This is a genomic window from Aeromonas sp. 30P (assembly GCF_051919805.1).
Taxonomy (GTDB): domain Bacteria; phylum Pseudomonadota; class Gammaproteobacteria; order Enterobacterales; family Aeromonadaceae; genus Aeromonas; species Aeromonas veronii.
In genome coordinates this window covers 2,740,286-2,766,903 of the sequence record NZ_JBQBEA010000001.1, presented here as the reverse complement: position 1 = coordinate 2,766,903, position 26,618 = coordinate 2,740,286, and the positions used below count along the sequence as shown (strand labels likewise).

Below are 26,618 nucleotides of genomic sequence, written 5' to 3'. Positions count from 1 at the left end.
CTATACCTACCCTTTTGGGTGAGTATGTTATGTTTTGCCAACAGTAATTGACACTTCACACAGCGTGTTTTGTGAAGTACCTCACGATTTCATTGGCTACCCACACGCCCTTGTGGAACACAACACCATTTCCAATCATGCGATAAGCATCGCTATCGGGGGCATCAAAGGTGAAGAAATCAGGCAGCCCCATCAACCTTGCGTACTCGCGAACCGTGTAAGGGCGCGGATTGTGGGTTACTGGGTCTATCACCAATCGAGTGCCCTTGTCCTTGGCGTAGTGGGCTAGACAGGTGGGTGCGATGTCACCCTTAAAGGGGTCGCTAATGATGGGCTTGTCACGGTACTGCCCGTTGAGGCGGGCATAGACCGAGGGCGGGATGACTATCTCGGGGTCACGTTCTAACAGCGACATCAGGCTTGGCACCTTGCCCTTGTCGGGTGCATTCCATGTGAACGGACGGCGACTGCCCATGATGATCAGCCGGTCACGGCGTTGGGGAACCATGTGCTCGGCCCGCACGGGGTTGAACGTGGTCACGTAGTAGTCCGGCAACTGGGTCATGGCCTCCATCACCACCGGAAACTTGGTCATCCCAGGTACGTTCTCGACCACGTAGACTTCGGGCCGCATCAACGCAATGTGGCGGAAGAAGTGGAGGAACAAGTCGTCACCCGTGCGGGTGCCCTTGATGTCGGCAATGTTGCTGTACTTGGTGCATGGGTAGGTGCCGATGATCACATCGGCTTCACCTTGGCCAGTCACACACAGCTGGGTCACGTCCACGTTCTCAACGTGGTCGCCAAGGTTGGCAGCCTGCACCTTGCAGGCCAGCGGATCTAACTCGAACGAGCGGGCGATGGGCAGGCCACCGAAGATAAGGCCGGTGTCCATCAGGCCAGCGCCAGAGAAGTAGGAGTGTACGGTTGGTTTGAACATGATGATTCTCCATGAAACAAAAACCCCGCTGTTAGGCGGGGCGGTAGATGTCGATGTAGAGGTAGCCATAGCTACGCCTTGGGCTGGCCTCACACACCCAGCCCTTGTGTTCGAGGCGGAATACCTCATCCATGTCGGTGCATATCTGGTATGCCTTGGCCATCTTGGTTAGCTGCTTGAGGAAGTGCGGCAACACCTTGTCGCACTCGGCTTGCCACTCTTCACTTGGCTCGCCGTACACACCGGCACGGTCGCCCAGGAAGTCCACGTTTCCCCGATGCAAGATGGCCCGAGCCCCAAGGCGGGGCAGATTTGGGGTGTTCAACCCCCATGTCATGTTCTCGAAGATGCTCATGTGTGGCTGCTCCAGTTCGGGTTGTCGTTGGTGCCGTGGTTGAAGTAGGCACCCACGATGGTGCGTTGCCACTCCCCAATGGGTTGGCCACATTCGTTGCACTCACGTTGCCAACGGGCAAAGCCAATCTCTCTTGGCAGCGTGTCCACCATGTCCCGTGGACTCACGTACAGCGTGGTCTTATACATGCGGGTGACAGGTTGGATCTTGTCGGGGCCGGTACGCTTGCCGGTCTCGTCGTAGTCGTGAGCCCACTTCGGGAAGGTGAGTTGGTAGGCAATGAGGTCGTGCAACTCGCCATGTGCGCTCATAGCCTGAGCGACTGCGACTTGAGTGAAGCTATCGTTGAACTCGAGCATGTTGTTTCTCCTTGAAACAAAAAGGGCTGCCGGAATTGGCAGCCCATGATTTAACTCTCCCTTTAGGGAGAGAATTAGTTGCCCAGCAACGAGCTGAACAACCCCCACGGCGCGTCCTCCCACGCCTTGAGGGACTGGAACACATCGCAGGTGATGGCCTGATCGAACTCGCACAGCAACGTGTAGTTGCGTGGCTCGGTGCTGAACTCGGCGCACTGGTACAGCACACTGCCCATAAACTTGGCCATCTCAACGAGCTGTTGCTCCGTTGGCCTCGTTCTGTTGTTGCGCAGCTTGGCAACGCGGGTGTATTCCCAGCGCGGTGCATCGTGGCGGTAATCCCCAGTGCGGCCCAAGGTGTAGCGGTGCCACATGGCACGGCGATTCATCAGTAGCATCAGGCGGCACAACCTGCCTACCTGCCACGCAAGGTGGTTATCCTGTGAGTGGCTGTACTTGGGTGCCCACGGGTCGTATGGCCACACCTTGTTGAGCAAGGTGCGGGTTCTGTGACCGTAGAAAGTGGAGTTGCAACTGAGAAAGCGGGTCAGGAAGGTGCCAAAGCTGGCGACTTCGGTATTGGTGTTCATGTATGCGGACATGTTGTTTCTCCTTGAAACGAAAAAAGGCAGCCACTATGGCTGCCTCTCTCGGGGGATACGTGAGCGTTACCTCTCACATATGTGGACGAGTGAGCGGTGTGCTATGCCGCCCGCGTATTCGCTGCGCCAGCCCATGTATTCACCGTGGTCGGTGAGCATGAAGGGCGTCAGGTGTTGGGCCTTCTTGCGGATGTCTCTCACGCAACGTTCGGGGATGGAGCGCAAGCCTCGGCTGGTGCCCCAAGACATGATCGCCTTGGCAAGAGCATCCCAGTCCTCGCTGGTTGGTTCGCCCTCGATAGGCCGGATGAATAACCTGCCGTGCAGGTCGATAAACAGCACGTTGTCCATGTTGTGCTCCGGTTCACATTGCCTCGGCCTCAAGGCGACTGGCCTTGCTCGCATACTCACGCAGCGCGTGGACACGGGCAAGGACATCGGCTTTCGGCACTGACTCGTAACGCTCCCTCAACACTTGGCTGATGGGCACGTTGCGGGTCTCGGCCTCCCTAATGACATCACATGGGACGGTGACGCTGCCCCATGCGCACGTGATACAGACCACCGAACCGGTATTGGTCACGGTGGCCCACGGTTGACGGAGCATGGCGTTACTCCTTGGCATCCTTGATGGTTGCCAACGCTTCGCTCACGATGGATTCATTGAGCGCCACCATGTCGAGGACGATCTCGGGTTGGTCAGGGCGCTCAACGGATGTCGGTTGCACGGGCTCAAGATGGCCAATCATGGGTGCAGCCGTGGGCTGCGGTGGCAGCTCGGCAGCATGTGCGTACCCCAGCGGGGCGAACACAAACGGGATGGCAACGAGGGCGAGCGCAATCAGCAGGGCGATAATGGATTTCATGGTGCGTACCTTTTGGTTTGGGCATAAAAAAGCCCCCACGCTGTCGCGTGAGGGCCGGTTTGTTGCGGGTGTGGATTACTTAGCTTGGGTGAGTTCGACGAACAGCATCCCAACGCTGGACAGGAAAGACTTGTCTGACGCAGCACGTTCACGGAGCAGGTCGAGCAACTGGTCGTTGCTCAACGCATCCGCGTTGGCGTCAGCGGCCTTGGCCGCAGGCTTGGCCGGTGCCTGCTTCGCAGGTTGCTTTGCAGGCTGCTTCGCAGGCTTGGCTGGCTTGGCTGCCTTGAGGGCGTCCACGGGATTGGGCAGCGTAGCTGCCGTTGGCTTGGCGCGTGGCTTGAGGTCTTCCAGCTCCTTCAGGAGCTGCACACTCGGAGCGCGTGGCTTGCGGCCTTCGGCCTCGGCCTTGGCGATACGAGCACGGAGCACAGCCTTGGCATCGGTCACGGAGACCTTGCCATCTACGATGGCAGCGTGGAGTTCTTGGGCAGTCATAGCGGTAGTTGCGACGGTGTTCATAGCGACCTCCATGGTCGAAGTAAATCCGGTCGGACTATCCGAGCCGGTCGCCCCAAGATTTAATACCCCCTTTAGGGGGTGCTCAGGCAGTTCGCTAAGTTATTGGGATCTGGGTGAGGCCATTTGTAAAAGGCGAGAGTATCGTTAAATGCGATTGAATAGCGTGGGATTGATAGGGAATAGCTATGTTATGAAGGGGGTTATGTTCCTGTAATAGGAAACGTACTATTAAATAATATCAATGACTTATGAATCGACTGGGCGCGGGAAAAGAAAAAAAGAAGCCCGCGAGTAGAAAAAAAGGGGGGGGAGGGGTTCGGAAAAAGGAGGGGGGGGAGGACGACCCCGCCGAGCGCGGTCATTATTTTGTCACCCAGCACCGTCTACATTCGCGCCATTTTTTTGAAACGCTGGGAGCGCCACCATGAAGATCCCCGACAGCCCGACCGGTCGCCGCGCCCGTGGCCGCCCTTCCGAGATCGAAGCCTACCGTGGCAAGTCTGCCGCCGAGTTAGCCATTACCAAAGAAGAACAGATGATGGTTCGCCGCTCCTGCTATCACACCGTCATGTCCCGTCTGGACACCGTGCGCGATGTCCTTGATGGCGCAGTCGAGTGGTCGCCCAACCAAACTCGCCTCTTCACCGCCCTGCTCAACAAGGTTTTGCCCGATCTCAAGGTGAGCCAAGCCACCATTGAGCACACCCACTCCCGTCCCGACCAGCTGACCCGTGAGGAACTGGAGCGGATGGTGGCCGAGTCCCGCGCCATTGAGGGGGAGCTGACAGGGAGAAAGATCGGATGACCAAAGGCATCAGCTGGCTCAATCCGGCCTCCGTCCTGCCGCCTCACTTTGACCGTGCCCTCATTGGCTATCGAGTCGAGCAAGCAGGCGACCACCACCAAGCCCGCGCCGTGTACTCCATCGACAAGATCCTGGAGGTGCTGGTTGACCACGAAGGCATGACCCCCGATGAAGCCGTGGAGTGGTTCGGATTCAACATTGAGGGCTCTTACCTTGGCCCTTCAACGCCCATCTATGTAGACGAAAACGCAGAAGCAGAAGACGAGGACGAGTCATGGGACGAATGAAGCTGCTCAAGCCGTTGGCCTTCGAGGTACGCGGCATCCGCAACCACAACCCAGGGAACGTGATCTGGAACGGCACCGAATGGGAAGGCTTGGCCGAGTGTAAACACGATGGCAAGTTCTGCGTCTTCACCTCTCCCGAGTACGGCATTCGGGCGATAGTACGCATCTTGCGTAGTTACAGTAAGCAGAAGAGACTCCCAGGGTACGGCGCGGCCAATATCGACACCGTATACGAGATCATCATGCGCTGGGCTCCCCCGCAGGAGAACGAGACCAACCGCTATGTGTGGCGCTTGGCCAGCTATTGCGGCATCAACCCTGGTGAACCGTTCAACGTCTTCTTGCCGAAGACGATGCGCCGGATCATCAAGGGCATCATCCGCGAAGAGAACGGCTGCCAGCCTTACAGCGATGCACTCATTGACCGTGCCATTGAAATGGAGAACCCGCTCCTATGATCACCAAGAGCGAAGAGAATCGTATCCCCACCAACGTCAGCCTCCAGTGGTTCGTGGAAGCCATCCACTCCCTTGATCTAACCCGCATCCCACTCGACAGGCGTAGTGACGCCATGCACGAACACTTGATGCGGATCATGGCACACACCATTGATGACCCGCAGACACAACAACAACTAAACCAAGCCATCGAAACGATGGAATTTAGAAAGAAAATGGCCATCTGACTATCTTGAAAGGGGGGTGTATGTTGTGTGAGGATCGCCCCCGTTCAAACCAAAAGGAGGATTGGTGGCAAATTACATAAACAACCAAAAAGCGGAGGCAGATCTCAATACCGAGATCCGCAAACGCCTCATGAGTGGAGGCACTCATGTGGCTCCAGAGCAGTTGTGTGTGAACGAATTGGTGCAAAAGAGACCACCCTCAAGAACTGGGAAAAGGGATACCGGCAAGTGAACGTTCTGGCCATCATGGCATGGCACAGGAACGGCCTCATAAGCAGTGAAGAGAGGGATTTCATTCTCTTCGGGCATCCCACACTGTAGGACGACCGCCCCCGCCATTCTCCCTATGGTGGCTCCCAGTAATAGGGGGCCACCATGACACAGCAAACCAAAGCAGACCTCGCCAAGTACCTTCTTCGAATCCGCGACGCAGGCGAATCTTTTGTCTCGTTTGTCACTCTCTTTCACCCAGAATGGGTGATCCCAAAGTTTCATTATAAGTTGGCATTCCTTTTAGATAGGCTCGAAAAGGACACGCTCTACAGCGACTTTGAAGACGAGTTTGCCCGCTTCTGGACATGTAAGCAGAAGGGCGTCCCGTTCCATTACGAGCGAAAGCCGGACGCCAAGAAGGTCAACAACGCGATGGTCAACATGCCACCGCGTCACAGCAAGTCCAGCTACTGCACCGAGCTGTTCCCCGCCTACTACATGGGCCGCAGAGCATCACGCTACTGCATGACCACAGCGTACAACTCCGACTTGGCCAGCGGTTTTGGTCGCAACGTGCAGATGATCATCGAAGACCCGAAGTTTTCCCAGGTCTTCCCCGACTTTATCCTCAACGCCAAGGCCACCGCTGTGGACAATTGGCGTACCAGCGAAGGCGGCGCGTATTACTCCATTGGTGTGGGCGGCACCACCTCGGGCCGACCGGCCACCCTCTTGATCGTGGACGACCCCGTTAAGTCACGCATTGAGGCCGAGTCGCTGACCCAACGCAACCGCGTATGGGACTTCTACACTTCGGCCCTTGATACCCGTCTCCAGCCAGAAGTAGATGGCACTCACCCAAAACGCTTGGTTATTCTCACCCGTTGGCACCCAGACGACCTTGGCGGGCGCATTCAAAACACCGAAGAGTGGAGGGAAGGCGAGTGGCTACACATCAACTTCAAGGCCATCGAGTACCAAGACTCCGGCATCAAGGTGCGCCGTGACGACCTGCCCGAAGACCACCCCAAATACCTGCCCACCGCCCAACTCAAGAAGGGGGGCGGCAACTGGGTCTACAAGCCCATGGAGACGGCTCTATGGCCCGAGCGGTTCCCCCTCGACTGGCTGAAAAAGAAGAAGCGCCTCAACGAGCGCGACTTTGAAGCCCTCTACCAGCAGAACCCGTACATCAAGGGCGGCAACCTCATCAAGGAATCCTGGTGGCAGTTCTACACCGAGCTGCCCGAAATGAGCGCCCTGATCATCGGCGTGGATACCGCCTTCAAGACCAACGAGCGTTCCGACTACTCAGTGATGTTGGTCGCCGGTCTCAGTCGTGCCGGTGACATCTACGTGCTGGATGTCCACCGAGGCAAGTGGGCCTTCCCCGACCTCAAGCGCAAGATGCTCCCTCAACGCCATGTATCGCGGGCAGGGTCTGCGCGGCTTCTATGTGGAAGACAAGGCCAGTGGCCAAAGCCTCATTCAGGAAATGCGCCGCGAGTCCGGCGTGAGCGTCATTCCCTACAAACTGCCGTCCGGTGACAAGGTAACGCGGGCCAGTCTGGTCACGCCGCTGATCGAGGGTGGCCGCGTCTTCCTGCCACGCTCTGCCCCTTGGCTGGACGAGTTCACCCTCGAATGCAGCCAGTTCCCCAACAGCGTCAATGATGACCAGGTTGACGCCCTGACCATCAGCCTCGACACCTTGAGCCGGTACGCGATGCCAAACTTTTCAACCGTTACTGGCACAAGTTTGTTGCAAGCAGTAAAGCTGGGACAGTCAAATGTTTTGCACTATAAGGGGCAATGGCGCAGGTTAGGGAGCTAACTTTTTATCAATTAAAGACAAGACATGATTTCGATATTCCATATAAGTCCGAAACATCTGGTGTCTATATTTTCTTCCCTCTTTGGATTTAGCATCAGATGACATGATTTCAGCAATAAAAGTATCCACCTTATCTTCGATGCCATATGTTAAGTGAGTTTCAAGAACTCTATCTAAGTCAACTAAAGGGCGATATAAAAATAATGCTGAAATATACTCCTCTCGGCAGTTTTCCAGCCTTGAAGCAGCATCATTTAGTTGCTCATCACTGCTAGCTCGGTATACATCCAGAGCAGAAACGGTATAGCGATGAAGTGCCTCTCTGATTTTTACAAGATTATCAATGTGGTAGGAGAATAAACTTTGCCGCCGCCATGAAGTGTACGCCATATATGCAACAGCTAGCGTTAATATGGCAGCAATACTTTGAACGAGGGACGAAATTGTACCTAGTAATGAATATATCTGAACAGGCTCAATACTTGATAGCGAGTTACCAATAATAACACCGGTCAATATTAGTCCAAAAATCATACTAATTATGCTGATACGCTGCATTTCTCACCCCCTGATGAATGCGAGTGTAACGTAGCACTAATCACATATCAGGAACAATTCAATAATAGGACGACCCAAGGCTCCCTCTCTCTGAGAATACTGGCATCATCGAAGGAGTAAGATGCCGTGGCCAACTATCGTGACCGCCCCGCCCAAGCCGATCAGGGTCTACTGGTCGATCTCAGTCAATTCAAGGCCGCCCTTGAGAACTATGACGACATCAGCCCGCTTCTGACCGATGAACAGGAGCGCAAGCTGGTGGACTACGCCAAGGCCATGCTCGACATGAGCCACGCCAGCATCAGCAAGCGGTACAGCCACTGGAAGCAGGCCGACCGCGCCCATGATGTGTACGTGCCGCCAGAGGCAACCGAGTTCCGCGAGAAGGCGGTGATTGCCGACACCCGCGCCATCAGTGACACCGTGCTCACCTACATGATGGCCGCCCTCACAGGCCGCAACCCCGTGTTCCAGCTGGAAGGACTCAACCGCAAGAGCCGTCAGGCGAGCGCCATCATGGAGCGGGTGCTGCACCAGCAGATGCGCCGCACTGCCGCCGAAGCGCGGGTGGCCCAGCTTTGCCTCGACTCCATCCGCTACGGCTACGCACCCACCAAGGTGGTGTGGAACAAGAAGACCAACAGCAACGAGTTGATCAACGTTGACCCGCGCCGCTCCTTCCACGATCCCCGCGTTAACTGGGGCGACTGGGAACGGATGCAGTTCATTTGCTTTGCCGACTTCGCCAGCTACCACGCCCTTATCCAGACCGGCCTGTACCCCAAGCTCAAGCAGTTCCCGCAGCTTGGCGAGTCGCCTACCTCATTCGGCTGGAGTGCCCACAAGTGGACACGGGAAGAGGGGCGCGGCCTCTCCATCGACCCGAACACCGAATGGAGCAAGGAGAGCGACAGCTACTTCAACCTTGGCAACGCACACGTCACGGACGAGTGCTGGTTTCGGGTGGCCGGTTATCAAATTGGTATCCCCGACTGGGACGAGGTGTGGCTGGTGATGACCGTCTATGACGAAGAGGCCATCATCCGCTTCCAGTTCAATCCCTACGGCAGACAGTTCCCCGTCACTATCGGCGGCCTGTTCAACGATGTTCACAAGAGTCACGCCCAGTCCCTCTACGACTTGCTGCTCCCGCTGCACGACATCGCAACTTGGCTGCTCAGAAGCCGCGTGGACAACGTACAGGCCAGCCTGAACAACCTGATCTTTGCCGACCCCACCATGGTCAACATCAACGACCTGATTGACCGCAACCCGTGGGGCGTGGTGCAGACCATGCCTGGGGCAAAACCAGGGGAGGGCTTCTTCGTGGCCCAAGTGCCCGACATCACCCGTGGCCACTGGAACGACATCGCGGCCCTCTCCGACATGAAGCAGCGCCTTGCCGCCGCCAGTGACGCGCAGCAGGGTATGCCGACCGCCGATGGCATCCGTACCGCCACCGAGATCCAGCGCCTGACCCAGCTTGGCAGTCAGCGCCTTGGCGTCATCAGCCGCGTCCTGTCCGCCACCACTGTCCGGCCCATGGTGCGGATGATGGTCAGCAACATCCAGGACGCGATGGCCTACGAGGGGAGTATCCGCCTCGACCAGTCGAACATGCCCAGCAACTTGGCCGGTATGACCCAAGAGGGCTACCTCGACTACGGCGTCAAAGACCTGCAAGGCAACATCGACTATCTGGTCGTGGACGGCACCCTTCCCATCGAGCCGACCCGCAGCCCCGAGACGTGGATGAACATGCTCCAAGTCCTCAACCAGACCGGCATGATGATGGAGTTTGACATGCCTCGGATCGTGGAAGAGGCGATCCGCTCCATGGGCGTCCCCGACCTCGACCAATTCCGCATTACCCAAGAGAAGCAGGCCCAAGGGCCGACCCCCTCCCAGCAGCTGGCCATGCTCGAAAAGATGCGTGGCGCGTCCGTCCAGTCCGAAGAACAGGTTCAGTCCGAAGTGAAGAAGGGCAACCTGATCCCGCTCAGTCAAGCGAGGAAGCAGCAATGACCATCGAGCAACTGACCGCCACCATTGAGGCCATCAACCAGAGCCAGTCCGAGTTTCGCCGTGCGGTGTACGCCGAGCTGGACGCCATCAAGCAGACCGTGGCCACGATGCCGAGCCAGTCGGCCATCGACAACGCAGCCGCCGAGATCTATGCCCGCCTCTCCGTCATCGAGCGCCAAGTCGAGGGCGTCCAGTCCGTTGACCGGTACGCGGCCAACCGTGCCGCCTTGCGCAAGATCGTGCGCGAGATCCTGAGTGAGGGTCAGTGATATGAGCGACCAGCGCACCCGTCCCGCAGCGGAAGACCTTCGCTTTCGCTCCAACGCGACCGGCGAGCACATCCTCGACATTTACCTGGAAGCCTGCGAAATGGGGGGCAAGCCGCTCCCCGAGTTGTTGTCTCTGGTGTTCAACGAGCTTGGCGAGCTGGACTCCGACAACTTCGAGTTCCGCGTGAACGAGAGCACCCGCCGTCTGCAATACCGATTCGGTGTCTTCATCACCCCCGAAGAGGGCTGGTATGACGTAGCCGGTGGCAGCCTGCTGCAAAGCCGTGGAGCGTGGCAGGCCGGTATGCCCTATGAGCAGACCGACCTTGTGACCTACAACGGCGATGTTTACCTCTGCTTGGTCAAGCACAGCGGCGCGACCTTCAACACCTCCCTTTGGCAGCGGCTGATCCAGTTCAGCCACTTGGACACCTTGCGCCAAGAGGTCGCCACCAATACCACGCAGGTGGCCAACGACAAGGCCAGCGTCACCACCATGAAAAACCAAGTGGCGACCGACAAGACCACGGCAACCACTGCCGCGAGCCAAGCCGCCACCAGTGCCGCCAATGCCTCTACCAGTGAGACCAAGGCGAAGACCTCCGAGACCAATGCCAAGGCATCGGAGACTGCCGCCAAGACCTCCGAGACCAACGCGGGCAACAGTGCCACCAACGCGGCGGCCAGTGCCACAGCGAGCGCCAACAGCGCCACCACCAGTGGCACCAGCGCAACCAACGCCGCGAACAGTGCCACCTTGGCCAGCAACTGGGCCAGCGCCCCGCAGAACACCCAGGTAACGGCGGGCAAGTATTCCGCCCTGCACCACGCGACCAATGCAGCCAACAGCGCCACCGCTGCCAGCACATCGGCCAGCAACGCGAGCACCAGTGCCAGCAACGCTTCCACCTCTGCCGCCGCTGCGCTCACCAGTGCCAACAACGCCGCTGCCAGTGCGACCGCTGCGAGCACCTCCGCGAGCAACGCCAACCAGAGCGTGATCGACAGCCAAGCGGCCCGTGACGCGGCGATCACCGCCAAGAATGACACCCTGACCATCAAGGGGCAGGCCGAGACCGCCAAGGTTGACGCCGAGGCCGCTGCGACCCGTGCCGAGAACGCGGCGACCGCTGCTGCCGGTGGCATGGTGGATGGCGGCAGCGCCGACTTGAGCGGGGGCGTCTATCCGGCCCCGTTGCAAGCCGGTGGCCAGAACGTGACCACCCTTTGGAAAGTGACCGTGGGCGGCACCGTGGGCAGTGACACCTACGGCGTGGGTGATACCTTGGTGTACTCCAAGACCTTGGCCAGCTACTACAAGATCGACAACACCGAGGCCGTCACCAGCGTGAATGGCAAGAGCGGCGTGGTCTCCCTTGTCGCCGCCGATCTGCCCACCCTCCAGCCCAAAGACGCGACCCTGACCACCATTGCGGCGCTGACCCCGACCACCGACCAGCTGATCTACTTCACGGCATCGGACACCGCAGCTACCACCCCGCTGACTGCGACCGCCCGCACCTTGCTGGATGACACCAGCACGACCGCCATGCGTACCACCCTTGGCGTCTCGGCAGCCACCGACACTGCCCAGCGCAAGTATTCGTCTGCTACCTTCACCACCGTGGCCGGTACGTGGTATCGGATCGCCAGTTCCGCCGTCAACATCGTGCGCAACAGCGGCCTGTTTCGTATCCATTGGGGCGTGGGCAACGAGTCCGGCAGCGCCCGCTTCACCTGTGACCACAACAACGGCGTGGCCACCTCCATCGAGCAGATTGGCTTTGTGGAGCAAGGCACCCTTGGCTTTGACGCGATCCGCGTGGTCTACCACACCACCGCGACCGCCAACTATGCCTACCTTGAAATGCGGGCCAGCGGCGCAATGACCTCTTGCGTGGTCAGCACCGAGGTAGTCGATCCCCTTGGCTGGACGTTGACCGCACCGAACACCGCAGGGAGCATCCCTGGTGGCTACACCAGCACCGAGTTTTACTTTGTGCCGGATCTGGCCCCAGGTACTTACACCAAGGTCACGACCAACCGAGAGGGGCGTGTTGTCAGCGGCACCACCTTGGCCGCCACCGACATCCCCGACTTGGACTGGTCGAAGATCGCCAGTGGCAAGCCAACCACCGCCAGTGGCTACGGCTTCACCTTGGTGGCCAGTGACATCCCCAGCCTCGACTGGAGCAAGATCGCCACCGGCCTCCCTACCACCTTGGCCGGTTATGGCATCACCGATCAGCTCCTGCCACTCAACGGCAACGCCGTGAGCGCCAGCAAGCTGGCCACCGCGAGAACCATTACCCTCTCCGGTGATGGCACCGCCACGTTCACCTTTGACGGCACGGCAGACGCCACCCCAACCCTCACATTAGCCACCACAGGCGTGACCGCTGGCACCTTCACCAAGGTCACAGTGGATGCCAAGGGGCGCGTGACGGCAGGGGCTACCCTTGCCGCGACCGACATTCCGGCGATCGACTGGGGCAAGATCACCACCGGTAAACCCACCACCTTGGCAGGGTACGGGATCACTGACGCCTTGGCTGCCAGTGCCAACGCCGTCAGCGCGAGCAAGTGGGCAACCGCAAGAACCTTGACCCTCACGGGTGGCGTGACCGGCAGCGTCTCCATTGATGGCAGTGGCAACGTCTCGCTCGCCGCCACCGTGACCGACAGCAGCCACGCGCATACCATCGCCAACGTGACCGGCCTGCAAACTGCCCTGGACGGCAAGGCCGCCTCCAGCCACACCCACGCCTACATGGCCGATGGGGGCAGCTACGGCACTATCTACCTGAGCAACTGGTTCCGTTCAACCGGCGCATCCGGCTGGTACAACGAGACCTATGGCGGTGGCTGGCACATGACGGACACCACATGGGTTCGCGCCTACAACGCCAAGAAAGTCTTAATCTTAAACACCGAAGCGGACTCGCTGAACACATCAGGCGGTATTTACGCGGGTGGCAACGGCAACTTCAACGATGTCTACATCCGCTCCGACATCCGCTTGAAGTCCAACATCGAGCCCATCAAGTCCGCCTTGGCCAAGGTCAAGCGCCTGACCGGCAACCTCTACGACAAGCAGGGGCAACGGGAAGCGGGGCTGATTGCGCAAGACGTGGGCAAGGTGCAACCGGAGTCGGTCTTTGTGAACGAGGATGGCACTCTCTCCATCGCTCACGCGGGCGTGTTGGCCTTGATCGTGGAAGCGGTCAAAGAGCTGGATGACAAGCTGGAGGCGTACCATGCCGGTTCCCGCTAAACCCTTCTGGCTCTCGGCAGCCTATGCCGAGTTCGGCGGCAACCGCTGGATGAGTGACACGGCCAACCGAGCGGGCATTCCCGCCCCTCGGTGGTTGGGTGACTTGGCCGGTCGCAGCGCATGGACGTGGAACGCCACTCCGTCCACCTCTATGGCGGCAACGTACCCCCCAGGAAGCACCAGCGGTACGGCAACGGCAATCGTCTGGATCAGGAGCCTCAACGGGCTCACCGGCATGAACGCATCTGGTGCCTCAGAGGTTTATATCTCACCCTCTGGCCCCGTGCAGGTTCACGCTACCTTCGTGAGCGGCAATGCGATGTCGGGTACGTTCGGTCAATGGATCACTCCTGGCACTACGGCATCCACATGGTCACTGAGCACACCCAAGGTAGGTAATGCCTACTACACAGCCGTAGTTGACTTTACATTCAGATCGCAAGCAAACAACGCGATCTCCCGCGTCCAGCGGGTCAACTTCACGGCAGAAGTGTCGAACGAAATGTAAGGACGACCGCCTAACCCACCACCGGCAACATGGCAGCAAGCCCCCATCAGGACACTGCCATGTTGCCAGCCATCGTCCCCCTTGCCCTTGGCCTCGCAGGCCGCTATATCCCCGAGGCCATCAACTGGCTCAAAGGCGACAAGGCCGAAGAGGCCGCCCGTGATCTGCTCGATGTCGCCAAGAAGATCACCAAGACCGAAGATGATGAATACGCAGTCGATGCCATCATCAACGACAAGACCCTCGGCAACGAGTTCCGCCTAGAAGTCCTCAAGCTGCATCACGCCCGTGACGAGCTTTATCTGGCCGACCGGCAACATGCCCGCGCCACCTACGTGAAGAAGCCCACCACCGCCGACAAGATCGCAACCGGCGTCATGGATCGCAGTCTGGTGCTGATCATCATCTTGGTCGCCGCCAACTTCGCCGCCCTTTCCCTGCTTGGCGACAAAGCCGAGCTGGTCGCGCTGATCTCCAACCTCATTGGCGTGGTGATCGGCGCACTCCTGAACGAGCGCAACAGCGTGATCTCGTTCTTCTTTGGATCATCCATTCAAAGGTAGGTTACATCATTAATCAGTTCATAATTTTCGATTTGCTATTTAGTCGCATTTATATAGTTGGCATTGGTAATGTAATGATTCAATACTGATAGTTCATCAAAATCCCTTGGGAACCATCGAACATAATACCAGGAGCAAAAGCTAATTTTTGTTCATATGGGGTGGTAAAAAAATAGCTAAAGCCGCTTGCAATGACTGCACTTGCTATCACATCCCGCCAATAGTGATTATCAGAGTCGACTCTAGACCATCCCACCGCACCAGCCGCGATATATGCGGGCAATCCATAATCCCAGCCATAGCGCATGTGTAAGTAACTGGCACCACTAAATGCCCAAGCAGTATGCCCAGATGGAAAGCTTTTGGAGCCACCATTTGGACGTGTGGCATCAACAGTGTTCTTTAAAACCTCAACAGTTGCAGTCGTAGCCAAGAATGAATAGCCAAAATCTTTAAGTCCCTTATAATCGTCTTTATACCATGAAATACTAGCGGCAATGGCTGGTATGGCAAATTGACCAATGTCACCATACGTTTCAAATGAATTGGATGCTTGAGATTGATTAAATGTTGAGCAGGAGATGATGGTAAACAATAAGTATTTTCTCACCTTAAAATCCTTTTTTATTGTGAATTTTGCATGTAACCATAATGAAATTGATGTTGCTGTCAACAGTGATTTAATCAAAAATTGATATTGAGACCAAATAGACTTTTTACACTACTCCCACAGCAATGCGTGATTGTTTAATTTGTGAGCGTTTTTGTTATAAGTGTTTAGTTGTAGCGGGTGAAACTATTTTTAAGTGCCATCTTAATTTTTCCTTAAGTTTCTTTTGCAATGATTACTTTTTGCATTGTGTCAAGTTGTCAAATATGGCAATGTAGTAAACTGTCAGTAATGGCATAAGATAATGAAATTTAAGGGAGTGTTGTTGTTATGAAGGGGAGTTCGTTCGGCTTGTTCAAGATGAGAATCGTTCCTTTTGTTCTTGTCGTTTCAGTATTGTTTTCTTTACTGCAAAACTGGTCAATCCTGCTGCATTTTGCAAAGATACTGTTGGAGTTGGAACACTTTAAGATTGGCTTTGTGGTTTCAATTCCGATAGTTTTGGTTGCTGCACTAAATTTTGTGTTAATGCCATTTTCCATACGTTATTTCGTTAAGCCTTTTTTTGCATTTTTATTTATAACTGGTTCAATGGCTAGTTATGCCATGATTAAATATCGCGTAATTTTTGATCGTGATATGGTTCAAAACGTACTGGAAACAAATAGTGGTGAGGCAAGTTCCTATCTGAATTTTAACTCTGTTTTATGGGTGCTGCTTATTGGTGTGTTGCCAGCAGTGCTGATTTTTTTGATTAAAATTGAATACCCTCAACGATGGTATAAAGGATTGTTCGTGCGGGCGGCTTCTATGGCGGCATCACTGGCAATTGTTGGGGTTGTATTGGCATTTTATTATCAGGATTACGCATCGGTTGGTCGAAATAACACAACTCTTAATAAAGAAGTTGTTCCGGCAAATTATGTGTACGCCACAGCTAGATTTATCTATAAACGATATTTACAGGCGCCGATGCCATTTGAAAAAATAGGTGAGGATGCTGTCCGAACTCCAAACCAGACAAAGCCAACACTGATGTTCCTAGTGATTGGTGAGACTGCTCGTGGTCAGAATTTTTCCATGAATGGTTATCACAAGGAGACAAACCCGTTTACTGCAAAGGAAGAGGGGATTGTGTCGTTTAACGATGTTCGCTCCTGTGGGACAGCTACTGCTGTTTCTGTTCCCTGTATGTTTTCAAATATGGGGCGCAAAGAGTTTGATGGGAACAGGGCTCGTAACAGTGAAGGCTTGCTGGATGTGTTACAGCGCACCAAAATCAGTGTGTTGTGGAAAGAGAATGATGGCGGTTGCAAAGGTATATGTGACAGGGTTCCAACGATAGAAATTCAACCAAAAGAGTTCCCTAAACTGTGCGATAAAGACACCTGTTTTGATGAGGTCTTACTGGAGAATCTACCTCAAGAGATTGCTAAAATGAGCGGAGATAAGGTGATTGGCTTTCATCTTATTGGCAGCCATGGGCCTACTTACTACAAACGTTACCCACAAGAGTATCGTTTTTTCATGCCGGATTGTCCCCGCAGTGATATCGAGAACTGTTCAAATGAAGAACTCGAAAACACCTATGATAACACAATTCGTTATACCGACAGTGTAATAGCAAAAATGATTAACCAGCTTAAACAATATGAGAGCAGCTACAACACGGTGTTGGTCTACTTATCGGATCATGGCGAATCTTTAGGGGCGTTGGGTCTCTACTTGCATGGAACCCCTTACAAGTTTGCGCCGGATGATCAGACCAGAGTGCCGATGCAAGTTTGGTTTTCCTCAGGCTTTATTAAAGATAAAGGCATGGATATGGAATGTCTGCGTAATCAGGCTAAGGCTGAACGTTATTCACATGACAATCTGTTCTCATCTGTATTGGGGTTGTGGGATGTCAAAAGTCATGTATATAACCCGCAATTGGATATATTCCAATCATGTCGGTCATCACAATAATTCATTTGTTAGCGGGGAAATCATAGATGGCCAAACCAGGAGCTACAGGGCTGATTCGTGTAATCCATGCCACTGGTTATAGTATGAAAGGGTTACGTTCGGCATGGCTGCATGAGGCAGCCTTTCGCCAAGAAATGTTGCTAATAGTGTTATTGACTCCATTGGCTTTTTTCGTCGGCAAGGAGTTACCACAAACGTTATTGTTACTTATGCTTACTTGGCTCATTGCTGTAGTTGAAATTTTGAACTCAGCAATTGAGGCGGTAGTTGATCGCATTGGGCATGAACATCATGAGCTATCAGGACGAGCTAAAGACCTAGGCTCTGCTGCGGTCTTTATCACATTAATGATGAACCTGGTGGCTTGGGGGGCTCTGGCAGGACGCAATTTGCTTCATCTGTGGTAAAGCATAGGGTATAGCAAGGACGACCCTGCAAAAATTTTACATAAATAATGGCCCCACCAACCAGCGGGGCCATTTTCATGCACCTCACACTTCGTACTCACAATATTGATGGCATCGGCAGCTTTGGCAAACTTACCCTTGATGGGCAAGTGGTCGCTTACACCTGCGAACGTGAGTGGCTGGACAACAGACCCTGCGTGTCCTGCATCCCAGCTGGTGAATACCGTCTTATCCCCCATATCTCCCCCAAGTTCGGCCTCTGCTTCGGCCTCGAAAACCCCGAGCTGGGCGTGACCCTCCACGGCCCCAGCAAGCGAACCCGCATTCTGATCCACGCTGCTAACTTCCCCCATGAACTGGAGGGCTGCATTGCCCCTGGTGTTGGTTGGCATCGTTCCGGTTGGGGGGTACGCGAAAGCCGCCGTGCCCTCTACCGCCTCAATGACCTGCTTGGCTTGCACAACGACTGTGAGCACACACTGACCATCGAGAGAATGTTATGACCAACAACTTCCTTAGCGGGCTGATTGGCCTCGGCACCGCTGGCATTGTGGCCGTGACAGCTTTTGCCTATCGTGCTGGGGAACGTATCAGTGTGATCGAGGCGCGGCTGGAGTACATCACCAACGAGATCAGTGGCACCCAGCAGGCCACCGAGAACTTATCAAAAGCGAGCACTGACTTGGCCCGCACCACCGAGCTGATGCGCTATCAGATGGAGCAGCAACAAGCCCTCTATGTGGAAGTGCGCCGCAGCATCGAAATCCTCAAAGCCGAGAAGAACAAATGACCCTGACCAAAGAGCAGATCCGCGCCATCGAGTCCTTAGTGAAAAGCTGGCATGTGGCCGAGACCGTCCTCAAGGAAGATGTGATGCGGGCGGCCCTCTCGCTTGGCTCCACGCCCAACATGAGCGAGGCCGAAATGCACTTTAGGCGCGGGGCCATCTGGGCCGCACAGAACATGCTGACCCTTCCGGCCAAACTCAAATTGGCCGCCGAGAACCAGCAGGCCATGGAGTCGTTATTGATCAAGGACGATAAGAAACCATAACGGCTTTAAGGTGCCCCCATCCCCGCTACGGCTGGGCAACAAGGAGCACTTACCATGGCAACCCCCCAATCCCCCGAAGAACAGCAAGCCGCCCTCGACGCAATGGCCAACATGGCGCGAGGCGAGCCGCAGCAAAAACCGCAAGCCTCCCAAGAGCCAACCAAGCAAGAGCAGGCAATGGAGAAGCTGGCCCCCAAGACCGAAGGTGAGCAACAGCAGCAATCTGCCGCCGTGTTCGAGCTGAACGTGGGTAACGGCCAGAAGCGCCAACTCACCGAGAGCCAGATCCTCGGCATGATGGACAGGTACAAGAACCTGAACTATCGGCAGATGCAATCGAAACCTCTCTTGGATGCTGCCACGCAGGCGATGCAAGACCTCGGGATGAACCAGGATCAGTTCCTCGGACACATGCAGGAGCTGATGGCCAAGGCCAAAGAGAAGAACACCCAATTCGGTGGCAAGGACGAGCACCCGAACAAGGTAGGTGCGCCGCCCAACCAAGGGGCCGACCCCGACTTTGATTCCCAGTTGAAGGCGTGGGAAGACCAGAACGCTGCCAGCCTGCCGCCGATGTATAAGGACATGCTGGCCCAGCAACGCCAGATGGCCTCCGGCATGACCCAGATGCAGCAGATGATGCAGCAGCTGATCGCCGGTCAGAACGGCCAGCTTCGGGCCGCCGCCGAGGTGAACAGCCAAGCCCAGCAACAGGGCGGCGTGAACCTGCGCGAGGCGATTGCCAACAACCTCAACCGAGTGCAGCAACAGCTTGGCCTCCCTGACGAGACGGCCAATGACTTTATGACCTTCTCGGCAGAGCGTGGCTATTCGCTGGAAGACTTCATCGATCCCAACTTGGCCATCAAGGTCGCCACCGACTTCAAGAACTCCATGGAGTCGGGCGAAATGGCGCGGCTCAAGGAGATCTCCCAGCGCCGTCAAGCCTACACGGGCGCGACCGACCAAGCCGCCCTGGGTGGTGGAGCATCCCCCGCGAACAACCCCGACCTTGAAGCTCTCACCGGCTTTATCAAGTCACGTAGGGGATAATCAAGATAGTGAAAGCGCCTTTATGGGGCTTTCACTTTTTATCGGTAAGGAAGCCACATGATTCGCACCACCAAGTATTCCCCATTGAGTACATATCGGTCTCACATCTTGGGCATATGTAAACAGAACCATCATCAGTGGGTTGTTCAAGGGCTTTAGGTGACGTGCCAATGTAGTCTGCGATTTCCTCCAGTTCTTTTTTTTCTTGTTCTTTTAGCCATTCAGCATATTGCTGCTGACAGCTAGGTCTTGCACAGATACCATCGCGTGAAATATTACTTGACCTTTTATTGCATAGTTTGCATATCGGAGGGGTAGGAATATATTCATCAACATATCTGACGGAGGCTACTGCTGGCCTTGAGTGGCTTGAATTAGATACGGTGCGAACTCTCTTTTCCCACAGCATTAAATTATGTTGCTTTCTGGCTTGGTGTTCCGCTTTCGCCTTCATGTACTCCTCGTATTGCTTTATGAGGGAGTCCTGACGAGATTTTGTTTGTGGATGATATAACCAGCCCAAGCAGATTGCATGTGTCTGCAATAGCTCAACCAACAACGTTGTACTATCCATATTATCTTGGCGCTTGGAACCATACATTAACGCAGCAAATTGCAGATACCTTATAGATAAAATCGCCGTGTTAGGGTGTCTGGAAATATACTCATCCATCCACATCGGGGCAATGTCACCATGTTGCCCAGCGGGAGGGAAGTAGAGCCCGTATGAGAGCGTTTCATTAGGCCGTTGATAGACCCCTGCTGGCGATAAACCTTGGGCGTTGTGCTCGATCAAGTTTAGTTGATGTACATCGTGCGCGGGGATCAGGTCATACATGGTGCCTGAGTATGGCCATTTAAGCGCTGGTAGGCTAAGTGCGTGGATGTCATTCAACCTGGAAAGCAGCATGAGCCTTATGCTGGTTTCAAAGGCGTACTTGCATAGTTCACTGCTCTTATCGTAATGGCCAAAGTGATGAATATTGTCAGGGCCTTTCCTTGCCACCAGTCGTCCGTTGCAGCTTGGGCAGACACATCCACAAGCCAAGCCACGTTCAACATCTTCTACAGCAACAATCAGGTTATCTGCGGTTCTTCTTGCGAACGGTATTTTGGTTCCCGGATTCATCCTTGCTTACCACCATGCTTCTCTATCCTGCCAAATTCAGGATTCTGGTTTTTTTAGAGTTCAAGCGATCCTAAATGTAGAGTTCAACTGACAACAAGCATTTCAATGAAAAATCGTGAACGAAGCAGTGTTCAACTAGGACGATAAATATCCACCCCCCCGATATAAAGGAGCCGAGCAATGGCGCTACGGCTCCTTTTCTTTTGCTCGCTCGCCAGCGTTGACCATTCCGCTGACACCAGAACCCAAACCAAAGCATTCAGTTTTCAGGAGCATCATCATGCCTGCAATCCTCGGTCTGCGCGGGACTGGCGAGTTTGACCAGCACTTCCGCCCCCAGAACTACCGTGAAGCCTTCACCATGTTGGAGCCTAACGGTACTGCCCCATTGAACGCGCTGTTGGCTATGACCGGCAGTGAGTCCACTGACGACCCGCAATACCACAACTTCCGTGACGAAATGCCGGAGCGCCGTCTGGCTGCCTCTGCGGCTGCCGCTGCGGGTGTGACTGCGGTATCTGTCACCATCACCGATACCCTGGCCTTCTGCGTCAAGGGTGCGCTGCTGGTGAACACCGTGACTGGTGAAGTCATGCAGCTGACCGCTGACGCCAACCCCGCTGTGGGCACCGTCAACGTCACCCGCAACATCAGTGGCACCAACTTTGCCATTGCCAACGGCGATGAAATCATCGTGGCTGGCTACGCTGCGGCGGAAGGCGACAGATCGCCGAGCCCGATCAGCTTCGACCCGACCCGCGTGTTTAACTACACCCAGATCTTCCGCACCTCCTTCGCGGTCACTGAGACCTTGAAGCACACCCGCCTGCGTTTGGGTGACAAGGAGCAGGAGAACGCGGCGAAGGCACTCAAGATGCACATGAGTGACATCGAGCGGGCCATGTTCTTCGGCAAGAAGCACATCGTCAACCCGAGCACCGCCACCCCGACCCGCTACACGGGCGGCCTGTTGTCCAGCATTGGCACCCAAGTCGATGCGGCCACCAACACCGTGCCGAACCGCATCACCGAAGAAGAGTTCGACAACCTGCTGATCAAGACCGTGTTCGCATACGGTTCCAATCAGAAGGTGGCCTTCGTGGGTGCGACCGTGGCGGCCCAACTGCAAGCCATGGCCAAAGACCGTTGGCAACCGGAGCAGGTGTCTGGCGCTTACGGCGTCAAGTTCACCAAATACTCCACCTTCGCGGGCGATCTCCTAGTGCATCTGCACCCGCAGTTCCGCCAAATCCGCGAAATGGACGACTGCATGGTCATCGTGGACTTCCCGTACCTGAAATACCGGTACATGGAAGGGCGCGATACCCAGCTGCTCAAAGACCGTCAAGGCAATGACGAGGACTTGAAAAAGCATGAGTACCTGACCGAGTGCGGTCTGGAACTCCTGCAAGACAAAGTTCACACCGTCATCCGCAACTGGCAAAAGCGTGTGTGATCACTGGGGCTGGCTTCGGCCAGCCCTTTTTCTATGGAGGTTCCCATGACTGACCAAGAGAAACCGGCCCGCACTCGCAAGCCCGTTGAAACCGAATCCTTTGCCTTCTACCGCACTCCGCTGCCGGTAGATGCCTCTTTCTCCATCCCGTGTGCCAGTGGCGACAGCTGGTTGCCCTTTGGCTACGACAACGACCGCCGCCTGATCTTCCGCGTGAAGTCGGCAGACGCCGAGCGGTTTGAACGCCACCTGTTCTTTAGACAGGGCCGACTGGAGAAGTTTGATTATGAGCCGCAACAGTAAGCCGTTTGGCACCGCCGAGGCAGTCAATACACATGTGGCAGGGGGGCGAGAGTATTCGCCCCTCAGTTCATTATTGCGCTCCGCATTACGCCGCTATGGCGATGTGAACGCAGGCGCGGCCTATCCCGAGACGCAAGCCATGCTGCTCGAAATGGCCAACGAGGTGGTGGAAGAGGTGAACATGCACCCCTACACCAAAACCGTCACGCCGTACTACGTCCACACCGAAGACGTGCGCCCCATTGCGGACGCCATCGTGATCGCGGGTGTGCTCTACCTCTACGCCGAACAGCAGAATAGCCAGAAGGCGGGCACCTACCGTGCCAAGTTCTACCTGACCATGAACCGCATCTTGTCCCGCCTGACCATTGGCAATGGGCCAATCGAAGTGCGTCCGGTTGATGGTGGTTCCCGACTGGAGAATGAGTAATGAGCCTGCTCAACTCCGATCCCAGCCTCCAGCTTGATACCCACCCGTACTTCAAGTTCAGCGGCCTCGACACCAAGCTCGACCCCACCTCCATGGACGTGGGGGAGAACCAACCGCTCATTGGCCTGCACAATGCCTTCTGTGACAAGAACGGCCAGATCACCCTGGACAATGGAGCCTACAAGGCGCTGGATGCGAGCAACGTCTCGCACCTGCGTCACTACGACTTCAACACCCTATGTTGGGCCGAGCGAATGGATGGGGGCACCCGCCTGCGTAGCAGTCGGGGTGATGCGACCGACTTCCTGTTCGTTCGGCCTGCCGTGCTGACCAGCACCATCTTCAACCGCAAGGTGGGCTTCTACGCATACGCGAGCGTACCGCGTGAGTTTGACGGCATGACATGGCGCGAGTTTCCGGCCCCGTCCATGCGCACCCTTGGCCCCGCCTTTGGCGTGAGTATCTCCCGCCGTCTGGTGTTGGCCGGTTGCGTGGGGGACGAAACCAGCCTCTACATTTCCCGCGTGGACAACCACGCTATCTTCCCTGCCGAGGAAGACCCAAAGAGCACCAGCGTCCTCAAGGCGGGCAAGATCGACATCGCCAACCTGCTTGGCACCGCAGACATCATCACCGGCCTTGCCACCTTCGAGCAAAACCGGCTGTTGGTGTTCACCCATGACCGGACATTCATCTACGTGACCAGCCCTGGGATCGAGGACTGGGGGCTTGATGACCGCGCCAACGTGAACGTGGGCTGTGTGAGTCACAACTCCATCGCCAACGCCGGTAACGATGTGCTGTTCTGCTCCCGCTTTGGCGTCCACTCGATCCGCCGTTCTGCCGAGAACGGGATCATGGTTTACAGCTACCCGATGTCCGAGGACGTAGAGAGCCTTTACCGCTCCTTGTTCGACTCGGTGGCCACCCCGCAGGAGATCAGCGCGGTCTGGGATCAGGACGAGGGCCAGTACCACATCTTCTTCCCGCAGCGCGACAACCTGCGCACCTTGCGCCTCTCCATGACCATGCCGGTCGATGAAGAGAGCACCAAGCCCCGCTGGAATACCGGCGACTTCCTCTTTGCCCGTTGCGCCGACTCCCTTGGCGGCCAGCTGATGCTCGGCACCAGTTCCGGCATTTACAAAGCCAAGCGATTCAGCCGCGCCCTCAACAACGAAAGCCAGCAAGACGACCGCGTGAGCTACCCCGTGGCAAGGGTGACGACCCCAGTCTTGTGGAACGGGACAATGACCCGAACCAAGTCGGCGTACAGCCTGCTGGTGCAAGCCACAGGGGGCGGCACGATCACCATCCGCGCCCGCAACGAGGCAGGCATCGAGCTGTATGCGCAACGGCTGGAGATCAGCGCCATCGACAACGGCAGTTTCTCGACTGCCCCGCTCACAGACAGCTACGAGCTGCGCTTTGAAGTGCGTTATCGGGGCATCCAGCTGGAGTTTGAAATCGAAGCCGAGCAGGCCACCCGCCTGAACGGGTTCGCCATTATGACGCGCAAGGAGTAATCATGCCCCGCATCCGCCAGCTGTACCCCTTGGCCTACCTGACCAACTCGGCCATCAATGGGGACTTTGAGCAGATCATCCGCTACCTCAACGCCGCCGAGCTGGGTAACAAGACCTTGGCCGAGTTGCTGCGCGTCCTGTTCGATGAACAGGGCGAACTCTCTGCGCCTATCGAAATGCGCCTCGACCCCGAATACGGCCTGCAATACCGCGTGGGTGACTACCTGGACGAGGACGAGGGCTGGCGCAACATTGCCACCTTGGCCGAAGTGCGTGGCCCTGCCGGTCTCAACATCGGTGAGCTGACCGCGCCGGTCTTCTATGGCCGCGTGGACTACACCCAGAAGGCAGGCGCGACCTTCCTCGAATACGCCCACCGTGAAGGGGAAACCCTGATGGTGTTCAAGAACGGCATCCTCCAGCGTGAGGGCGTGGCCTATGACTACATTGGCAACCCCAATGCAGGCCCAGCCGGTCGCATCGAGTTGAATACCCCGCTGCTGGCTAACGACCTTGTGACCGCCTTCAAGATCCGCACCGAGGCGATGAACAGCTACAGCCGCGTGGACTTTGACGTAACCACGCCGCAGGTCATCTTCCCGATCAACCACAAGAACAAGAGCGACATCAACGTTTACAAGAACGGGGTGTTGCTGCGCGAGGGGGGCACCTTCGACTACGTGGCCAGCCCCGACACCTCTACGATCTCCATGATGCAGCCGGTCACTGCTGGCAACCGCCTCACCATCGTCAAGTTCGAGAACAGTCTGAGTCAGACGGTTGCGGGCTTTATGATGGAAAAGGACTACGTTGACCCGCAAAGCGGCCTTATCTCCTTTCACCGCTTGGCCATCAGCAACGACCAGATCCCACAGAGCAAGGTCGATAGCCTGATCCCTTCGCTGGAGGCCCGCGCCCGCATCTACGTGAACTCGTCCCAGCCGAGCAACCCCGTTACCCCGAGCTTCTGGCTCAACACCGCCTTGGCCTCTCCGGCGCTGTTCTACTTCAACGGACTGGCGTGGGTACAGATCAACCCAGAGAACCGCTTGCCGCCCTTTGGCACCGGCAACATCAACCAGATCTTGCGCGTCTCTCCGACCGGCACCGGTCTGGAGTGGGGCAACATCGACTTGTCCGGCTACCTCTCCATCAACCGGATCGGCGCGTCCAACGGCGTGGCGGGTCTGGACAACCAGGGTCGCCTGATCAAGACCCAGATGCCCGAGGTATTGACGACCCAATCCTTCTACTACGCCAGCGGCGCAGGGATCACCAACGGCAAGTACACCGTGGTTCGCCCGTTCAAGCAGAAGCTGCGCTTGATTGCCGTCTCGCTGCGTACCGAGTCCGGCACGGCCTCCGTCACCCTGACCGTGGGCGGCGTCAAAACCGGCAGTACCTTCACTGCCAGTTCGACCCCCTCCGAGTTCCCGCTTGGCTCTCCGGTCAGCGTGGACGCCATCGCTACCAGCATCGGGATCGGCTTTGAGGTGGAGAACGCCAACGCCGCCAACAAGCTGGAGATCACCATCGTGGCAGAGGTCATCAACGCATGATCACCATCCGCAACATGGTGGAGGCAGACGCCCCGCTCGTGGCCATGATGGCCGAAAACCTTGTCAACGAAACCGGTCTCTATGGCCGGTTTAGCTATAAGCGCATGGTCAACACCCTGCTCGCCACCGTCTACGAACCCGACAACTACCTCGGCCTGCTTGCCATGGACGAGGACGAACCGGTCGGCTTCATGGGCGCTTACATCGTCAACCACTTCGCCACCGACATCCAGATCGCCCATGACCTGTCGCTGTACGTGCGCCCCGAGTTTCGGGGCCGCAGTGACGCGGCGAGCCAGATGATCGCCCATTACGTGGCGTGGGCCACCGCCCAAGGGGCAGACCGCATCACCTTGGCCAACGGGGCACAGGTGACAAACAGCCGAGTGTACGACCGCTTGATGAAGCGGGTCGGGTTTGCCCCTGTCGGGGCGCTTTACGCATACGAATAAGGGGGCA

Annotated in this window: 34 protein-coding genes; 23 read left to right on the top strand and 11 right to left on the bottom strand. The window is 56.3% G+C overall.

Translation table 11 applies throughout. The annotated features are described in order from the left end of the window. Positions 1–55 precede the first annotated feature (55 nt). The 8 genes from ACTG2B_RS12780 to ACTG2B_RS12745 form a co-directional block, all read right to left on the bottom strand. Positions 56–940 carry a DNA cytosine methyltransferase gene (locus ACTG2B_RS12780; protein WP_139741492.1) on the bottom strand — a complete coding sequence of 295 codons (885 nt, stop codon included), beginning with the start codon at positions 938–940 and terminating at the stop codon, positions 56–58. A gap of 31 nt (positions 941–971) precedes the next feature. Beyond that, positions 972–1,295 (bottom strand): type IV toxin-antitoxin system YeeU family antitoxin, encoded by a 324-nt coding sequence (locus ACTG2B_RS12775; RefSeq protein ID WP_139741493.1) that lies wholly within the window; start codon positions 1,293–1,295, stop codon positions 972–974. Next, positions 1,292–1,654: a hypothetical protein gene (locus ACTG2B_RS12770; protein WP_139741494.1), complete on the bottom strand. Its 363-nt coding sequence runs from the start codon at positions 1,652–1,654 to the stop codon at positions 1,292–1,294. The genes ACTG2B_RS12775 and ACTG2B_RS12770 overlap by 4 nt, the downstream gene beginning before the upstream one ends. 74 nt (positions 1,655–1,728) lie before the next feature. Beyond that, positions 1,729–2,256, bottom strand: a complete 528-nt coding sequence (locus ACTG2B_RS12765; RefSeq protein WP_139741495.1) for a hypothetical protein — start codon at positions 2,254–2,256, stop codon at positions 1,729–1,731. A gap of 66 nt (positions 2,257–2,322) precedes the next feature. Then, entirely contained in the window at positions 2,323–2,607 is a 285-nt protein-coding gene (locus ACTG2B_RS12760; RefSeq protein WP_139741496.1) for a hypothetical protein, read from the bottom strand. A gap of 13 nt (positions 2,608–2,620) precedes the next feature. Continuing rightward, a complete protein-coding gene (locus ACTG2B_RS12755; RefSeq protein ID WP_439995998.1) occupies positions 2,621–2,863 on the bottom strand; it encodes a hypothetical protein in 243 nt (80 codons plus the stop codon). 4 nt (positions 2,864–2,867) lie between these two features. Then, positions 2,868–3,122, bottom strand: a complete 255-nt coding sequence (locus ACTG2B_RS12750) for a hypothetical protein (RefSeq protein ID WP_139741498.1) — start codon at positions 3,120–3,122, stop codon at positions 2,868–2,870. A 75-nt stretch (positions 3,123–3,197) separates the two neighbouring features. After that, a complete protein-coding gene (locus tag ACTG2B_RS12745; protein ID WP_193558414.1) occupies positions 3,198–3,644 on the bottom strand; it encodes a hypothetical protein in 447 nt (148 codons plus the stop codon). 424 nt (positions 3,645–4,068) lie between these two features. Between ACTG2B_RS12745 and ACTG2B_RS12740 the strand changes: the two genes are divergently transcribed. The 6 genes from ACTG2B_RS12740 (at position 4,069) to terL (ending at position 7,468) form a co-directional block, all read left to right on the top strand. Next, a complete protein-coding gene (locus tag ACTG2B_RS12740; RefSeq protein ID WP_139739986.1) occupies positions 4,069–4,449 on the top strand; it encodes a hypothetical protein in 381 nt (126 codons plus the stop codon). Beyond that, positions 4,446–4,736 carry a hypothetical protein gene (locus ACTG2B_RS12735; protein ID WP_139739985.1) on the top strand — a complete coding sequence of 97 codons (291 nt, stop codon included), beginning with the start codon at positions 4,446–4,448 and terminating at the stop codon, positions 4,734–4,736. The genes ACTG2B_RS12740 and ACTG2B_RS12735 overlap by 4 nt, the downstream gene beginning before the upstream one ends. Next, on the top strand, positions 4,724–5,194 hold the full coding sequence (locus ACTG2B_RS12730; RefSeq protein WP_439995995.1) for a hypothetical protein: 471 nt from the start codon (positions 4,724–4,726) through the stop codon (positions 5,192–5,194). The genes ACTG2B_RS12735 and ACTG2B_RS12730 overlap by 13 nt, the downstream gene beginning before the upstream one ends. Continuing rightward, positions 5,191–5,421, top strand: coding sequence for a hypothetical protein (locus ACTG2B_RS12725; protein WP_139739984.1), 231 nt, complete (start codon positions 5,191–5,193; stop codon positions 5,419–5,421). Before ACTG2B_RS12730 ends, ACTG2B_RS12725 begins: the two co-directional genes overlap by 4 nt. 375 nt (positions 5,422–5,796) lie before the next feature. Beyond that, positions 5,797–7,182 (top strand): hypothetical protein, encoded by a 1,386-nt coding sequence (locus tag ACTG2B_RS12720; RefSeq protein ID WP_439995994.1) that lies wholly within the window; start codon positions 5,797–5,799, stop codon positions 7,180–7,182. Further along, complete coding sequence (gene terL, locus ACTG2B_RS12715; RefSeq protein ID WP_439995992.1) at positions 7,130–7,468, top strand: phage terminase large subunit; 339 nt, start codon at positions 7,130–7,132, stop codon at positions 7,466–7,468. The genes ACTG2B_RS12720 and terL overlap by 53 nt, the downstream gene beginning before the upstream one ends. Here the strand turns inward: terL and ACTG2B_RS12710 are convergent. Next, positions 7,457–8,026: a hypothetical protein gene (locus ACTG2B_RS12710; RefSeq protein WP_139739981.1), complete on the bottom strand. Its 570-nt coding sequence runs from the start codon at positions 8,024–8,026 to the stop codon at positions 7,457–7,459. The two genes, terL and ACTG2B_RS12710, sit on opposite strands and share 12 nt — an antisense overlap. A gap of 126 nt (positions 8,027–8,152) precedes the next feature. Here ACTG2B_RS12710 and ACTG2B_RS12705 point away from each other — a divergent pair, with 126 nt between their 5' ends. The 5 genes from ACTG2B_RS12705 to ACTG2B_RS12685 are packed head-to-tail and all read left to right on the top strand — an operon-like array spanning position 8,153 to position 14,665. Then, the gene (locus ACTG2B_RS12705) at positions 8,153–10,051 is read left to right on the top strand and encodes a portal protein (protein ID WP_139739980.1); all 1,899 of its coding nucleotides are present in this window, start codon (positions 8,153–8,155) and stop codon (positions 10,049–10,051) included. After that, entirely contained in the window at positions 10,048–10,320 is a 273-nt protein-coding gene (locus ACTG2B_RS12700; RefSeq protein ID WP_139739979.1) for a hypothetical protein, read from the top strand. Before ACTG2B_RS12705 ends, ACTG2B_RS12700 begins: the two co-directional genes overlap by 4 nt. Before the next feature lies 1 nt (position 10,321). Further along, positions 10,322–13,594: a tail fiber domain-containing protein gene (locus ACTG2B_RS12695; RefSeq protein WP_139739978.1), complete on the top strand. Its 3,273-nt coding sequence runs from the start codon at positions 10,322–10,324 to the stop codon at positions 13,592–13,594. Further along, positions 13,578–14,102, top strand: a complete 525-nt coding sequence (locus ACTG2B_RS12690) for a hypothetical protein (RefSeq protein WP_139739977.1) — start codon at positions 13,578–13,580, stop codon at positions 14,100–14,102. Before ACTG2B_RS12695 ends, ACTG2B_RS12690 begins: the two co-directional genes overlap by 17 nt. Positions 14,103–14,161: 59 nt before the next feature. Further along, a complete protein-coding gene (locus ACTG2B_RS12685) occupies positions 14,162–14,665 on the top strand; it encodes a hypothetical protein (RefSeq protein WP_139739976.1) in 504 nt (167 codons plus the stop codon). Positions 14,666–14,744: 79 nt separating this feature from the next. Here the strand turns inward: ACTG2B_RS12685 and ACTG2B_RS12680 are convergent, their stop codons facing one another. After that, entirely contained in the window at positions 14,745–15,275 is a 531-nt protein-coding gene (locus tag ACTG2B_RS12680; protein ID WP_139739975.1) for a phosphatase PAP2 family protein, read from the bottom strand. 330 nt (positions 15,276–15,605) lie between these two features. On the opposite strand from ACTG2B_RS12680, the gene ACTG2B_RS12675 reads away from it, so the two are divergent. The 6 genes from ACTG2B_RS12675 to ACTG2B_RS12650 all read left to right on the top strand — a co-directional run bounded on the left by ACTG2B_RS12675 (position 15,606) and on the right by ACTG2B_RS12650 (position 19,756). Beyond that, complete coding sequence (locus tag ACTG2B_RS12675; protein WP_139739974.1) at positions 15,606–17,243, top strand: phosphoethanolamine transferase; 1,638 nt, start codon at positions 15,606–15,608, stop codon at positions 17,241–17,243. Positions 17,244–17,269: 26 nt separating this feature from the next. Beyond that, entirely contained in the window at positions 17,270–17,650 is a 381-nt protein-coding gene (locus ACTG2B_RS12670; protein ID WP_139739973.1) for a diacylglycerol kinase, read from the top strand. A 77-nt stretch (positions 17,651–17,727) separates the two neighbouring features. Continuing rightward, positions 17,728–18,153, top strand: coding sequence for a DUF5675 family protein (locus tag ACTG2B_RS12665; RefSeq protein WP_139739972.1), 426 nt, complete (start codon positions 17,728–17,730; stop codon positions 18,151–18,153). Next, on the top strand, positions 18,150–18,440 hold the full coding sequence (locus ACTG2B_RS12660) for a hypothetical protein (RefSeq protein WP_139739971.1): 291 nt from the start codon (positions 18,150–18,152) through the stop codon (positions 18,438–18,440). The genes ACTG2B_RS12665 and ACTG2B_RS12660 overlap by 4 nt, the downstream gene beginning before the upstream one ends. Further along, the gene (locus ACTG2B_RS12655; protein ID WP_139739970.1) at positions 18,437–18,703 is read left to right on the top strand and encodes a hypothetical protein; all 267 of its coding nucleotides are present in this window, start codon (positions 18,437–18,439) and stop codon (positions 18,701–18,703) included. The genes ACTG2B_RS12660 and ACTG2B_RS12655 overlap by 4 nt, the downstream gene beginning before the upstream one ends. A gap of 54 nt (positions 18,704–18,757) precedes the next feature. Then, entirely contained in the window at positions 18,758–19,756 is a 999-nt protein-coding gene (locus tag ACTG2B_RS12650; RefSeq protein WP_139739969.1) for a hypothetical protein, read from the top strand. A 31-nt stretch (positions 19,757–19,787) separates the two neighbouring features. Here ACTG2B_RS12650 and ACTG2B_RS12645 read toward each other — a convergent pair whose 3' ends face one another. Continuing rightward, positions 19,788–20,885 carry a hypothetical protein gene (locus tag ACTG2B_RS12645; RefSeq protein WP_139739968.1) on the bottom strand — a complete coding sequence of 366 codons (1,098 nt, stop codon included), beginning with the start codon at positions 20,883–20,885 and terminating at the stop codon, positions 19,788–19,790. A 280-nt stretch (positions 20,886–21,165) separates the two neighbouring features. Between ACTG2B_RS12645 and ACTG2B_RS12640 the strand changes: the two genes are divergently transcribed. From ACTG2B_RS12640 to ACTG2B_RS12615, 6 genes are read left to right on the top strand one after another with little or no spacing between them, the layout of a single operon-like run. Next, positions 21,166–22,341: an SU10 major capsid protein gene (locus ACTG2B_RS12640; RefSeq protein ID WP_139739967.1), complete on the top strand. Its 1,176-nt coding sequence runs from the start codon at positions 21,166–21,168 to the stop codon at positions 22,339–22,341. Between the two features lie 45 nt (positions 22,342–22,386). Beyond that, positions 22,387–22,644 (top strand): hypothetical protein, encoded by a 258-nt coding sequence (locus ACTG2B_RS12635; protein ID WP_139739966.1) that lies wholly within the window; start codon positions 22,387–22,389, stop codon positions 22,642–22,644. Continuing rightward, positions 22,628–23,074: a hypothetical protein gene (locus tag ACTG2B_RS12630; protein WP_139739965.1), complete on the top strand. Its 447-nt coding sequence runs from the start codon at positions 22,628–22,630 to the stop codon at positions 23,072–23,074. The genes ACTG2B_RS12635 and ACTG2B_RS12630 overlap by 17 nt, the downstream gene beginning before the upstream one ends. Continuing rightward, complete coding sequence (locus ACTG2B_RS12625) at positions 23,074–24,600, top strand: hypothetical protein (protein WP_139739964.1); 1,527 nt, start codon at positions 23,074–23,076, stop codon at positions 24,598–24,600. The genes ACTG2B_RS12630 and ACTG2B_RS12625 overlap by 1 nt, the downstream gene beginning before the upstream one ends. Positions 24,601–24,602: 2 nt before the next feature. Next, a complete protein-coding gene (locus ACTG2B_RS12620) occupies positions 24,603–26,159 on the top strand; it encodes a hypothetical protein (protein ID WP_139739963.1) in 1,557 nt (518 codons plus the stop codon). A gap of 47 nt (positions 26,160–26,206) precedes the next feature. Further along, positions 26,207–26,611, top strand: a complete 405-nt coding sequence (locus tag ACTG2B_RS12615; protein WP_439995987.1) for a GNAT family N-acetyltransferase — start codon at positions 26,207–26,209, stop codon at positions 26,609–26,611. The last annotated feature ends 7 nt before the right edge of the window (positions 26,612–26,618 follow it).

Coding starts and splice junctions, on each gene's coding strand:
- ACTG2B_RS12780 (WP_139741492.1), bottom strand. CDS start 940: ATGTTCAAACCAACCGTACACTCCTACTTCTCTGGCGCTGGCCTGATG.
- ACTG2B_RS12775 (WP_139741493.1), bottom strand. CDS start 1,295: ATGAGCATCTTCGAGAACATGACATGGGGGTTGAACACCCCAAATCTG.
- ACTG2B_RS12770 (WP_139741494.1), bottom strand. CDS start 1,654: ATGCTCGAGTTCAACGATAGCTTCACTCAAGTCGCAGTCGCTCAGGCT.
- ACTG2B_RS12765 (WP_139741495.1), bottom strand. CDS start 2,256: ATGTCCGCATACATGAACACCAATACCGAAGTCGCCAGCTTTGGCACC.
- ACTG2B_RS12760 (WP_139741496.1), bottom strand. CDS start 2,607: ATGGACAACGTGCTGTTTATCGACCTGCACGGCAGGTTATTCATCCGG.
- ACTG2B_RS12755 (WP_439995998.1), bottom strand. CDS start 2,863: ATGCTCCGTCAACCGTGGGCCACCGTGACCAATACCGGTTCGGTGGTC.
- ACTG2B_RS12750 (WP_139741498.1), bottom strand. CDS start 3,122: ATGAAATCCATTATCGCCCTGCTGATTGCGCTCGCCCTCGTTGCCATC.
- ACTG2B_RS12745 (WP_193558414.1), bottom strand. CDS start 3,644: ATGAACACCGTCGCAACTACCGCTATGACTGCCCAAGAACTCCACGCT.
- ACTG2B_RS12740 (WP_139739986.1), top strand. CDS start 4,069: ATGAAGATCCCCGACAGCCCGACCGGTCGCCGCGCCCGTGGCCGCCCT.
- ACTG2B_RS12735 (WP_139739985.1), top strand. CDS start 4,446: ATGACCAAAGGCATCAGCTGGCTCAATCCGGCCTCCGTCCTGCCGCCT.
- ACTG2B_RS12730 (WP_439995995.1), top strand. CDS start 4,724: ATGGGACGAATGAAGCTGCTCAAGCCGTTGGCCTTCGAGGTACGCGGC.
- ACTG2B_RS12725 (WP_139739984.1), top strand. CDS start 5,191: ATGATCACCAAGAGCGAAGAGAATCGTATCCCCACCAACGTCAGCCTC.
- ACTG2B_RS12720 (WP_439995994.1), top strand. CDS start 5,797: ATGACACAGCAAACCAAAGCAGACCTCGCCAAGTACCTTCTTCGAATC.
- terL (WP_439995992.1), top strand. CDS start 7,130: ATGCGCCGCGAGTCCGGCGTGAGCGTCATTCCCTACAAACTGCCGTCC.
- ACTG2B_RS12710 (WP_139739981.1), bottom strand. CDS start 8,026: ATGCAGCGTATCAGCATAATTAGTATGATTTTTGGACTAATATTGACC.
- ACTG2B_RS12700 (WP_139739979.1), top strand. CDS start 10,048: ATGACCATCGAGCAACTGACCGCCACCATTGAGGCCATCAACCAGAGC.
- ACTG2B_RS12695 (WP_139739978.1), top strand. CDS start 10,322: ATGAGCGACCAGCGCACCCGTCCCGCAGCGGAAGACCTTCGCTTTCGC.
- ACTG2B_RS12690 (WP_139739977.1), top strand. CDS start 13,578: ATGCCGGTTCCCGCTAAACCCTTCTGGCTCTCGGCAGCCTATGCCGAG.
- ACTG2B_RS12685 (WP_139739976.1), top strand. CDS start 14,162: ATGTTGCCAGCCATCGTCCCCCTTGCCCTTGGCCTCGCAGGCCGCTAT.
- ACTG2B_RS12675 (WP_139739974.1), top strand. CDS start 15,606: ATGAAGGGGAGTTCGTTCGGCTTGTTCAAGATGAGAATCGTTCCTTTT.
- ACTG2B_RS12670 (WP_139739973.1), top strand. CDS start 17,270: ATGGCCAAACCAGGAGCTACAGGGCTGATTCGTGTAATCCATGCCACT.
- ACTG2B_RS12665 (WP_139739972.1), top strand. CDS start 17,728: ATGCACCTCACACTTCGTACTCACAATATTGATGGCATCGGCAGCTTT.
- ACTG2B_RS12660 (WP_139739971.1), top strand. CDS start 18,150: ATGACCAACAACTTCCTTAGCGGGCTGATTGGCCTCGGCACCGCTGGC.
- ACTG2B_RS12655 (WP_139739970.1), top strand. CDS start 18,437: ATGACCCTGACCAAAGAGCAGATCCGCGCCATCGAGTCCTTAGTGAAA.
- ACTG2B_RS12650 (WP_139739969.1), top strand. CDS start 18,758: ATGGCAACCCCCCAATCCCCCGAAGAACAGCAAGCCGCCCTCGACGCA.
- ACTG2B_RS12645 (WP_139739968.1), bottom strand. CDS start 20,885: ATGAATCCGGGAACCAAAATACCGTTCGCAAGAAGAACCGCAGATAAC.
- ACTG2B_RS12640 (WP_139739967.1), top strand. CDS start 21,166: ATGCCTGCAATCCTCGGTCTGCGCGGGACTGGCGAGTTTGACCAGCAC.
- ACTG2B_RS12635 (WP_139739966.1), top strand. CDS start 22,387: ATGACTGACCAAGAGAAACCGGCCCGCACTCGCAAGCCCGTTGAAACC.
- ACTG2B_RS12630 (WP_139739965.1), top strand. CDS start 22,628: ATGAGCCGCAACAGTAAGCCGTTTGGCACCGCCGAGGCAGTCAATACA.
- ACTG2B_RS12625 (WP_139739964.1), top strand. CDS start 23,074: ATGAGCCTGCTCAACTCCGATCCCAGCCTCCAGCTTGATACCCACCCG.
- ACTG2B_RS12620 (WP_139739963.1), top strand. CDS start 24,603: ATGCCCCGCATCCGCCAGCTGTACCCCTTGGCCTACCTGACCAACTCG.
- ACTG2B_RS12615 (WP_439995987.1), top strand. CDS start 26,207: ATGGCCGAAAACCTTGTCAACGAAACCGGTCTCTATGGCCGGTTTAGC.